Here is a 9,235-nt window from a genome sequence, read left to right as displayed (position 1 = left end):
GCGAACACCGCAGTCACACGGGGACTGGTACTTCGAAAGTTGACCCTCAATCATCTAGTTCGGATGACGGAAGATCGCGAATACCTGATTTCACGCTATCGCCAGATCGCCGGCCTCGAGATCCATGAAGAGCGTGGACCGCGCGTCGAGCGTCCAGAGCAGCGTCGTCTTGCCGATGCCCGACTTGCCGAAGATGCAGCCCTTGATCCCGCGCGGCTCCGCGAGCCGCGCATCGGCGCTGATGATGGGAAGGCTCATGCCGTCGCCTCCCCGTCGCGGACGAGCCGGAAGGTCGGCTTGCCGGTGCGGACCGTGCGCGCCGTCTCGAACGCGCTGCGGATCGCCGGCGGCCAGGCGGTGTATTTCCGCTCGGGCACCTTCAGGCTGACATCGACATAGGCGTCGGGGTCATCCCCCTCGGCCCGGATCCGCTCCACGAGTTCCGCGAGCTTGTCCTGGTCCCAGTCGACCCTCTTGGGGAGTTCGGAGACCACGGTGACCGGCCCGTCGGCGAAGCGCACGGTCCCCGTGTCCTTGCCGGCCTCCCGGCGGGCCTGCGCTGCGCGGTCGCTGTACTTCAGCGCTATGGCCCCATCGAGCCAGTCGCGCAGGGTCTTCGCGTCGCGGAGCGCCGCATCGGCGTCAGCCTGCAGGCGCGCGAGCTCCTCCGCCGACAGCGCCGCGATGTCACCGACGGCCATGTGCCGGAGCGCGTCGAGCGTGATGGTGTTGGGAATGGTCATGCTCACCTCCCTCACGCCGCGGGCTTGGGGGTGGTGTCAGCGGTGCTGGCGCGCAGCTGCGTGCGCTCGTAGGTCTCGACGTCCTCGAGCCGGTACACGACCCGGCCGCCGATCTTGATGAAGGCGGGCCCATCGCCCGTCCAGCGCCAGCGCTCCAGCGTGCGCGGGCTGATCTTCCATCGAGCCGCCAGCTCGACATGGTTCAAGTGTGTGACTGACATCTTCGTCTCCTTCGCGTTTGGCCGAATGCCTGCGAACGAGACTGGGGGTCGTTGGGGGAGGAGACGGGGAGGCGTAAGGGGAGTGCACGGGGAGGAATTGATTTCGTCAGAAAAACTGTCTATGTTTCTGACGACGGAGAGCCTGAAGGACCACGCAGATGACTGGCATAGCTGATCGAATCATGAAGCGTGTGCGCGCAAAGGGTCGTGGGCGGTGGGTATGCACCCCGAAGGACTTCCTCGACCTCGGTAGCCGTGCGGCCGTTGATCAGGCGCTGTCACGTCTGGCGAAGAGCGGTGATCTCCGCCGCGTGGGGCGCGGGCTCTATGATCTGCCCCGCACCAGCGGCGTCCTGAAGCGGCCAGTACCTGTGGACATGGACAAGGCGGTCGCTGCCCTCGCGCGGCGCGACAGCATCCGCATCATGCCTGACGGCATTGCCGCGGCGAACCAGCTGGGCCTGACGAACGCGGTCCCCGCGAAGACAAGCTATGTAACGGACGGGGCCACTCGGGACGTGAAGATCGGTAACCGGACCGTTCGCCTGCGGCATGCAAGTCCGAGCGTAATGGCGTGGGCCGGAAAATCCTCTGCGCCCGTGGCGCAGGCGCTGCGCTGGCTCGGCCCGCAGGCAGCTTCGGACGTACGGGTCGCGACCACGCTCAAGCGGAAACTGCCGGATGCCATGAAGAAGGATCTCGTCCGCAACAGCGGCAGCCTGCCAAGCTGGGCCGCCCCTATCGCGCATAGTCTTGTCGAGCCGAAAACCGCTGCACGATGAGCGAGAACTACGCGCGGTTTCTCGTGCTTTCGGATCAGGACAGAAAGGATGTGTTCGAGGCGGCAGCCGACCGTCTCGACACCTTGCCCAGCTACGTCGAGAAGGACTTTTGGGTCTGCTTCGTGCTCGACGTGCTCTACAACCGCCTGCCGCACGGCCACCCGCAACTCCTGTTCAAGGGCGGCACAGCGCTGTCCAAGGCTTTTGGGCTTATCCGCCGCTTCTCGGAGGACATCGATCTAGTCGTCTATCGGGACGGGCTGGGCTTCGAGGCCGATCGCGACCCGACAAACCCTGAAGGCATCTCTAGAAAAAAGCGCAAAGCGCTGTTCGACGAGCTGAGAGAGGCCTGCACCGCCTACATTCGCGGCGATCTCGCTGCGGCTCTGAGGCCGCTTCTCGATGAGCGCTGCCGGATCGTTCCCGACGAAGAGGACCGCGATCAGCAGACACTGCTCATCGAGTATCCCACACTCTACCCGAGCGCAGACGTTCCCTACGTCTTGCCGCGCGTTAAGCTCGAAGCCGGCGCGCGCTCGGCGCTGGATCCGAATGTCATGGCAAGCGTGACCCCCTACATCGCAGACGATCTCGCTGACCGCTGGTCGTTCGAGGTCAGCAACATCCATGTGATCACCCCGGGCCGTACCTACCTGGAGAAGCTTCTGATCTTGCACGGCGCTTTCTGCGGCCATCGCGATGCCGATCGGTTACCAGCCGATCGTGACAGGGTATCGCGCCACTACTACGACGTCGCCATGATCACGGGCACAGAGGTTGGGAATGCGGCGTTAGCCGACGAGGCACTGCTAACCGCGGTGCGGGAGCACAACCTCATTGCGTTCAAGCAGGCCTGGAAGAAGTTCGACGAGGCCGTGCCCGGCTCACTCTGCATTGTGCCGCGCGCTGAACTTCGCGCCGTGATCGAGAAGGATTACGCGGCCATGCAGGGCATGATGCTCGGCGACGCACCACCCTTCGACTGGGTAATGGATCAGCTTCAGATCGCCCAGGATAAGATCAACCGGCTCTAGCGCCTTGCTCTTCGAGAAGCTCCCTGATGCGAAGCCTACAGGATCCGCCCGTCGCCTCGATCAGGTCCCGCCAGTCGTCGTGATCCTTGAAGATGTCCCGCATCCGACTCGACGACTTGAACTCGAGATCGGCAAACATGACCTCGGTGCTGACGCTTTCCACGCCGTCTTCCCAAGCATTGAAAAGGTACTCGACGATCTGGCGCCGCTTATCGCCGCTGAACTTGAATTCCCTGTCACCTACCCAGACATGCCGGAACCCAGCCGCGTGGCGCACGGGATCCGCCGCTCGGGAAACCGCGCCGGTCTTCAATTGCGCCGCGAGGTAGGTGGGCTCGATGATGAGCCCCGCGCTATGGTCCACAAGGTCATCCAGCGCGATGATCTGGTGTCGTGACAGCTCGGCTTCGGCGAGACCGTGGGGCGCCGAAGTAGTCACCACGACCCTGAAATCTGCCGGAGGGCGGCCACCGAGATAAGCAACAACCTGCCGCCAGACATCCCGATCCGTCAGTCTCCGTGCGAACCAGACCGGGACCCGGCCTCCGCGTCCAGGCAAACGGACATCGCCCAACTCCCATAAGATGCCAGAAATGCGTTCAGCCGTTCGGGCCCTGACTGGTAGATCTAACCGGGACGTCAGCCGCTGCAGAAAAGCCAGAGCGTCGATCCGATAAACCTGGAGGCGCTTCTCGTCGACGGTCACCCATCCTGCCGCAGGACTGAAATAGCCGTAGGCGCGATGCTCGGGTGACCATTCCAGTTTCACCGGCTCATCGTCATGGTCGACCAGCGAGGTGGCGGCCGGATCCGCCCATCACGGTTGTGGATCTTCAGCTCGGTCTCGGCATTGCGACTGATTTCTCGGGCGCGCTGGACCGCCTCCTGCTTGGTGTCGAAGTGCCCGCTCGAACGCGATGCTCCGCCACGACGGACATCCCATCCGCCTCCTTCGCTCGGCACAACGTGATGCGTGCCTGGTTTCTTGCCTTCAGCCATTCCGGCCTCCTTGTCCTGTTACCGCGTGAATCCGAGTTCGTTATAGCGAACCTTCGCAATAGATAGGGATTGCACGTATGGCGTGTCAAGGACTAGATGTATGGCTAAGACGAACCACCGAGGGAGAGGAACTCACCGTGCCAACACCGCTGGGGGAGCGCGTTCGCGAGCTACGACGAAAGCGCGGCCTCACCCTGGAAGGACTCGCCGAGCGGGTCGGCTCCAGCAAGAGTTACATGTGGGAGATAGAGAACAAGGAGGTCTCACGGCCCTCGGCCGAAAAGCTGGCCCTGATCGCGACTGCGCTCGACACCACGGTCGAGTACCTGCTGGTCGGTGACGGCGAAAAGGAAGAGGAGGATGCCGAGGACATCGCCTTTTTTCGGAAATACAAGAAAATGGCCCAGCCGGAAAAGGAACGTCTCCGCCGGATACTGGATGCCTTGGACGACGACTGATGCATGACGGAAAGCGGAAATTCCCACAACAGGAGGCAAACCGGCTCTCGGTAATGCTTCGGCATGTGCTGGGAGAGGACCGCTTTCCTGTCGACGTCGAAGCCCTCGCCCGTGAGGTGTCACAGAACAACGAAGATCCGATCCGCAAGGTGCTGGGCGACGATCTTCCCGGCTTCGAGGGAATGCTCCGGCCTCACAGGAGGCGCCCGGAATGGCACATCGTCTACAACGACGACCCGCGCTATCGAGGCCGGGTTCGCTTCACCATCGCGCACGAATTCGGCCACTATCAGCTCCACCGGCCGTTCCTGTCCGGCCAGGACTATGTGACCGGCACCCTCGAGCGCGACTGCGACTTCCAGTGTAAGCCCCTGCGACCAACCACGTGGCGGGATGCGGAAAGGCAGCGCGAGGAAGAGGCCGACACATTCGCCTCCTTCCTTCTGATGCCGCTCGATGACTACCGGGCACAGGTGAGCGGCGAGCAGATGACCGTTGATCTCCTGAAACACATCACGAACCGCTACGGCGTTTCGCTCACGGCCGCCTGCCGGAAGTGGATCGACTTCACAGACAAGCGGGCGGCAATGGTCGTCGAGCGTGACGGCTTCGCGAAATGGGGGCGTGCAAGCAGGTCAGCCCTCAAGAGCGGGATCTTCGTTCGGTCGGGGATGCCGATCCCTGACAACGCTCTGGTGGCAATCGGCGCCGAAGAAAGCGGGTTCGTGTCCGATAGACCAGTTCCGCGTCCCGCCGGCGTCTGGAACTTCAGCCGCGGATCCGAGCCCGTGCGCGAATTGGCGATGGTGTCCGAGCTCCTCGACATGTCTCTGACTATTCTCCTGTTCGACGACTCGGTCGACATCAGTGAGGTTGAAGGGGAAGAGCCTAGCGACTCCTACGACCAGTTCACTGTCGATAGATGAGAATGAGGAGGTCAAAGCCCCGTGCCTCGCCCGTATCGCACCGTCAGGAACCAACTCTTCAAGGAGACTCGATTGAAGAATTTTATTGAAGCGTGGACACGGACGTGACGATGACGAAGACAAACAAAGAAGCAGTTCTTGCCGATATCGCAATGAACTCGCTCACCTGCATTGAGAAGGTGGCCGCTGATGCAGAAGCGGCGCGGACATCCCACCGGAAGAGCGATGCCAGTGCATTTGCAAGCATTAATACACTCAACAGTCCGCAGCAGGTGAGCCGTCTCGGCGAGGTCGCAGATGCAGAAATGGATGCTCTTGCTGCACTGATCGAGCAGCCTATCATCGCACGCATACACTACATCGATGAAAACGGTGAAGAAGATACCATCTTCATCACTCGCGGCACTCCCCGTTCAATACCCGGTTTCAAGCTTGCGAGCTACAGGGCACCACTGGGTCGGATCGCATCCCTGGCAGCTGGCGACGACGGCACATTTCGCTTCGGCAGCACCGAGCGAGACCTTCTGGTCGATAGCTCCGCGCGCCTCAAGCCACAACGCGAGCAAGGAGAGTGGGACGCCAAGGACTCGGAGATCGACATACGGGGTCTCGGGCGCTTCACCGTCGGGTCCCTGCGTGAGCTACTGGAACCGAGTGCCCACATCGAAGAGGGCGACCTCGAGGCGCTTTGGGACGACGACACTGACGCGAACATCGTAGCGGGCGTGCGCCGCGCGATCCTCACGCAAATGGGCCTGCGTGATCAGCCAATCCTTGATCGGCACCAGGATGAGATCTTTCGGATGCCTATCAGCAGCCGCTGCTTCCTTTTTGGCCCGCCGGGAACAGGCAAGACGACAACCCTCATTCGGCGCCTCGGCCAAAAAACCGACCGGCACGCTCTCGAAGAGTCCGGTGAGGAGATGCGACTGGTTCGGCAAGTTGAGGAAGAAACTGGCACGCCGCATGAGAGTAGCTGGATCCTGTTCTCTCCGACTGAGCTGCTAAGGCAGTATGTGAAAGAAGCGTTCAACAAGGAGGGTTTGGCCGCGAGTGATGGGCACATCCGGACCTGGGACGAGTTTCGTCGTGAACTCTCGCGCGAGGAGCTTGGATTGTTGCGAACGAGCACGGGCACTGGTCCATTCGTCGAACGCCGTACGCAGGACTACCTCAAGCCCGAAGTCATGGACGAAGCTCAATGGTATGACGAATTCCGCGAGTTCGTCGACGCTTCTGTTGCGAGTGAAATGCGAGCCGATGCGGAATTTTTAGCAAACAGTGAAGCAAGAGATCTGAGTGCAATCGGGGATCTCTTGAAAGACGCATTCAAGGCGCCTGGACGTGATTTCTATGCGTATACGATGCGGAGCGTTGCGGACCTTGTTCCCGAAATTCGGGAGGCGATTTCCTCGCGGAGCGACGGCATCAACCGCATTCTCACGCGAGCTCGCAATGCGCTCACTTATGCTGACCGCAACTTTCCCGACCTCCTCCGCCAAGAAATCTCCCGGCAGCTTGCGGCTGATCCGCAAGACGCGGACGAGGACGATGAACTCGAAGCAGCGCTTGAAGACGAGGATGAACAGACCGCTGGACCCCAACCCGGTCGCCCGGTCAGCCGGCAGCATGCCTTGCTGCGTTTTGAACGTGCCCTGAAGTCTTTGGCAAGAGCGCGGAGGGCACGGCGCCGCGTTTCGGAGAAATCGCAAGATGGCATGCTTATCGCATGGCTGGGCGAAGACCGCCTCCCGTCAGATAACGAGATCTCTGAGCTCGGGAAGCTGTTGGCCGAACAGTCGCGCCTGAGGAGGTTCGAGCGTCTTGAACGGCTGTTCGTCCGCGGAATCCCGGCAAGATACAAGCGCTTCCGCGCCGAAATGGCGAAGGCAGGGCGTTGGTACGAAGCGACTCCGGCCAAGACTTCGGATATTCACTGGCAAGAACTTGACTTAGTGATCCTGGCGACGCTCCAGATCGCCAACGAGCTGTTGGGCACCTATCGGCGCCGGGCCGGGTCTGAACTTCGCGCGGCCGGGCCTCTCGCGACCATCCAATACATCCAAAGAGCACAGGTTCTGGTCGATGAGGCAACTGACTTTTCGCGGGTACAGCTTGCATGCATGAACGAACTTGCCCATCCTCTAACAGGCTCTCTCTTTCTTTGCGGAGATATCAATCAACGGCTGACTTCGTGGGGCATCAAGTCGAATGAAGCGCTCGGTTGGGTCGGCGAAAGGATCGAACGTAAATCGATTACCGTGTCATACCGTCAAAGCCGACGCCTGGTTGATCTTGCAAAGCAAATTGCGACCGTCGGCGGCTCTCAGGCAGATGACATTATCCTGCCCGACCGCCTTGATGCAGAGGGATTACCCCCAGTTTGGCAGGCATACCTCGGAGACAACTCTGCCGTCGCGGAGTGGCTTACCAAGCGCATTCACGAGATCGATCGAATGGTTCAGAAGGCTACGACGATTGCCGTTCTAGTGAATGAGGAAGAGCAAGTAGAACCGCTAGCGCTGGAGCTGAACGACCGGCTTGAGGAGATCAACCTTTCCGCTGTCGCCTGTAAAGACGGAAAGGTCGTTGGTAACGACCGGGATGTGCGAGTGTTCAATATCCGCCACATCAAAGGACTAGAGTTCGAGGCTGTGTTCTTTGTTGATCTCGACCAAACTGTCTCCAAGCATCCGGGTCTCTTTTCGAAGTACCTCTATGTCGGGGCAACCCGCGCTGCAACCTATCTGGGGGTGACCTTCAAGGGCGAAGTACCAGGGCAGATTGAACCGCTGTCGCATCACTTCAGCAAGGATTGGTCGATATGAGCCACCCTATGGAATCAACGTGCGCCTCAGACGCCGATTTACGCAGCGATATGAAGGACTTCGGCCCCTCTTGCTTCCACAGTGCTTCCACGGGCTTTGGAAACGCAAACGCCGCCCCGGAGGGCGGCGTTCAAGCGTTTGATAACGCGATGTATTTTGGTTGCGGGAGTAGGATTTGAACCTACGACCTTCAGGTTATGAGCCTAAATCACTTGTATCCAAGGAGTGGCCGCGGGTACACGCAACAGGACAGACCGAGGAGATACAGCCATGCTGACCAGGCGCCAGTTCTGCCTCACCACCGCGGCGATGTGCTCGGCGGCGCTACCTGCACCTGCGCTTGCCGCATCGTCCTCGATGCGCGCGCAATGGGACGCTTGGGATGCACAGGTGACGCCGCCGAACTACGATCCGGCCACGACCAATCCGTGGGGGCTGGAACCCCGTTTCCTGCCGGTCAGGGTCAAGGCGCGCGAGGGGCTCGTGCCGGGTGATATCCATGTCGACGCGGTTGCGAGGTTTCTTTACCACATCGAGCCCGGCGGCACGGCGATGCGCTACGGGGTCGCCATCGCCCGGGGACAGCTGTACGAGCCGGGCGTCTACACCATCAAGCGCAAGGTGAAATGGCCCAGCTGGACCCCGACCCAGAACATGATCCGGCGGGAACCTGAGCGCTACGCGCAACATGCCGACGGGGTCGAGCCGGGCCCGGAGAACCCGTTGGGATCGCGGGCCTTCTATCTCTACGTGGGTAACAGGGATACTTATCTGCGCATCCACGGCACACCCGAACCCCGGACGATCGGCGGGCGCGCGAGCTCGGGCTGCGTGCGCATGGTCATGGCGCACATCAACGATCTTTACGACAATGTCGAGACAGGCGTGACCGCATATCTCTATCCCGCCAACGGCACAGCGATCGCACGCGGCTGAGGCGCGGACTACCCCGCGGCCGACGTGCAGATCTTGCCGCCGCCGTCGGCGCGCAGCGGCACCATCACGGTTTCGACGGGTCCGTCGTAACGGTACCAGTAGCATCCATCCTGCGGCCGCAGCCGCACGGCATCCAGGTTCTGGTTCGGCGCCGCCATTTCGGCCACGTTGGCCGGGAGATCCTTGATGAATCCGTCCTCGTCAATTCCGGGCTCGGGTGCGGCGCAGGCGCCGGCGGCCATGAGGGCCGCGACGAGAGCCGCGATTCGCGCGCGCTGGGCAGAATGTGCGTGCTGGTTTTCGTTCAT

12 protein-coding genes are annotated in these 9,235 nt (G+C 61.3%); 6 read left to right on the top strand and 6 right to left on the bottom strand.

The features are described from left to right. Window positions 1-90: 90 nt before the first annotated feature. From ACH13J_RS11335 to ACH13J_RS11325, 3 genes are read right to left on the bottom strand one after another with little or no spacing between them, the layout of a single operon-like run. Complete coding sequence (locus ACH13J_RS11335; protein ID WP_397543445.1) at window positions 91-258, bottom strand: AAA family ATPase; 168 nt, start codon at window positions 256-258, stop codon at window positions 91-93. Beyond that, window positions 255-743, bottom strand: a complete 489-nt coding sequence (locus ACH13J_RS11330) for a hypothetical protein (protein ID WP_397543444.1) — start codon at window positions 741-743, stop codon at window positions 255-257. Before ACH13J_RS11330 ends, ACH13J_RS11335 begins: the two co-directional genes overlap by 4 nt. Before the next feature lie 11 nt (window positions 744-754). Further along, on the bottom strand, window positions 755-964 hold the full coding sequence (locus ACH13J_RS11325) for a helix-turn-helix domain-containing protein (protein ID WP_397543443.1): 210 nt from the start codon (window positions 962-964) through the stop codon (window positions 755-757). Between the two features lie 182 nt (window positions 965-1,146). Between ACH13J_RS11325 and ACH13J_RS11320 the strand changes: the two genes are divergently transcribed. Beyond that, window positions 1,147-1,746, top strand: coding sequence for a DUF6088 family protein (locus ACH13J_RS11320; RefSeq protein WP_397543442.1), 600 nt, complete (start codon window positions 1,147-1,149; stop codon window positions 1,744-1,746). Next, window positions 1,743-2,780, top strand: coding sequence for a nucleotidyl transferase AbiEii/AbiGii toxin family protein (locus ACH13J_RS11315; RefSeq protein ID WP_397543441.1), 1,038 nt, complete (start codon window positions 1,743-1,745; stop codon window positions 2,778-2,780). Before ACH13J_RS11320 ends, ACH13J_RS11315 begins: the two co-directional genes overlap by 4 nt. Here the strand turns inward: ACH13J_RS11315 and ACH13J_RS11310 are convergent. Together ACH13J_RS11310 and ACH13J_RS11305 are read right to left on the bottom strand one after the other, a co-directional pair. Further along, the gene (locus tag ACH13J_RS11310; RefSeq protein WP_397543440.1) at window positions 2,767-3,549 is read right to left on the bottom strand and encodes a hypothetical protein; all 783 of its coding nucleotides are present in this window, start codon (window positions 3,547-3,549) and stop codon (window positions 2,767-2,769) included. The genes ACH13J_RS11315 and ACH13J_RS11310 overlap by 14 nt on opposite strands. After that, window positions 3,546-3,779: a DUF2188 domain-containing protein gene (locus tag ACH13J_RS11305; protein WP_397543439.1), complete on the bottom strand. Its 234-nt coding sequence runs from the start codon at window positions 3,777-3,779 to the stop codon at window positions 3,546-3,548. Before ACH13J_RS11305 ends, ACH13J_RS11310 begins: the two co-directional genes overlap by 4 nt. A gap of 137 nt (window positions 3,780-3,916) precedes the next feature. On the opposite strand from ACH13J_RS11305, the gene ACH13J_RS11300 reads away from it, so the two are divergent. The 4 genes from ACH13J_RS11300 (at window position 3,917) to ACH13J_RS11285 (ending at window position 8,927) form a co-directional block, all read left to right on the top strand. After that, window positions 3,917-4,237, top strand: coding sequence for a helix-turn-helix domain-containing protein (locus tag ACH13J_RS11300; protein WP_397543438.1), 321 nt, complete (start codon window positions 3,917-3,919; stop codon window positions 4,235-4,237). Further along, entirely contained in the window at window positions 4,237-5,163 is a 927-nt protein-coding gene (locus ACH13J_RS11295; RefSeq protein WP_397543437.1) for an ImmA/IrrE family metallo-endopeptidase, read from the top strand. The genes ACH13J_RS11300 and ACH13J_RS11295 overlap by 1 nt, the downstream gene beginning before the upstream one ends. Window positions 5,164-5,273: 110 nt before the next feature. After that, entirely contained in the window at window positions 5,274-7,991 is a 2,718-nt protein-coding gene (locus tag ACH13J_RS11290; protein WP_397543436.1) for an ATP-binding domain-containing protein, read from the top strand. Window positions 7,992-8,261: 270 nt separating this feature from the next. Beyond that, on the top strand, window positions 8,262-8,927 hold the full coding sequence (locus ACH13J_RS11285) for a L,D-transpeptidase family protein (protein ID WP_397543435.1): 666 nt from the start codon (window positions 8,262-8,264) through the stop codon (window positions 8,925-8,927). 8 nt (window positions 8,928-8,935) lie between these two features. On the opposite strand, the gene ACH13J_RS11280 is transcribed toward ACH13J_RS11285, so the two are convergent. After that, window positions 8,936-9,235, bottom strand: a complete 300-nt coding sequence (locus tag ACH13J_RS11280; protein ID WP_397543434.1) for a hypothetical protein — start codon at window positions 9,233-9,235, stop codon at window positions 8,936-8,938.

Source organism: Roseovarius salis, assembly GCF_044472985.1.
Lineage (GTDB): Bacteria > Pseudomonadota > Alphaproteobacteria > Rhodobacterales > Rhodobacteraceae > Roseovarius > Roseovarius salis.
This window is presented reverse-complemented; position numbering and strand designations above follow the sequence as displayed.

Coding starts and splice junctions, on each gene's coding strand:
- ACH13J_RS11305 (WP_397543439.1), bottom strand. CDS start 3,779: ATGGCTGAAGGCAAGAAACCAGGCACGCATCACGTTGTGCCGAGCGAA.
- ACH13J_RS11330 (WP_397543444.1), bottom strand. CDS start 743: ATGACCATTCCCAACACCATCACGCTCGACGCGCTCCGGCACATGGCC.
- ACH13J_RS11315 (WP_397543441.1), top strand. CDS start 1,743: ATGAGCGAGAACTACGCGCGGTTTCTCGTGCTTTCGGATCAGGACAGA.
- ACH13J_RS11285 (WP_397543435.1), top strand. CDS start 8,262: ATGCTGACCAGGCGCCAGTTCTGCCTCACCACCGCGGCGATGTGCTCG.
- ACH13J_RS11295 (WP_397543437.1), top strand. CDS start 4,237: ATGCATGACGGAAAGCGGAAATTCCCACAACAGGAGGCAAACCGGCTC.
- ACH13J_RS11335 (WP_397543445.1), bottom strand. CDS start 258: ATGAGCCTTCCCATCATCAGCGCCGATGCGCGGCTCGCGGAGCCGCGC.
- ACH13J_RS11280 (WP_397543434.1), bottom strand. CDS start 9,235: ATGAACGAAAACCAGCACGCACATTCTGCCCAGCGCGCGCGAATCGCG.
- ACH13J_RS11325 (WP_397543443.1), bottom strand. CDS start 964: ATGTCAGTCACACACTTGAACCATGTCGAGCTGGCGGCTCGATGGAAG.
- ACH13J_RS11320 (WP_397543442.1), top strand. CDS start 1,147: ATGAAGCGTGTGCGCGCAAAGGGTCGTGGGCGGTGGGTATGCACCCCG.
- ACH13J_RS11290 (WP_397543436.1), top strand. CDS start 5,274: ATGACGAAGACAAACAAAGAAGCAGTTCTTGCCGATATCGCAATGAAC.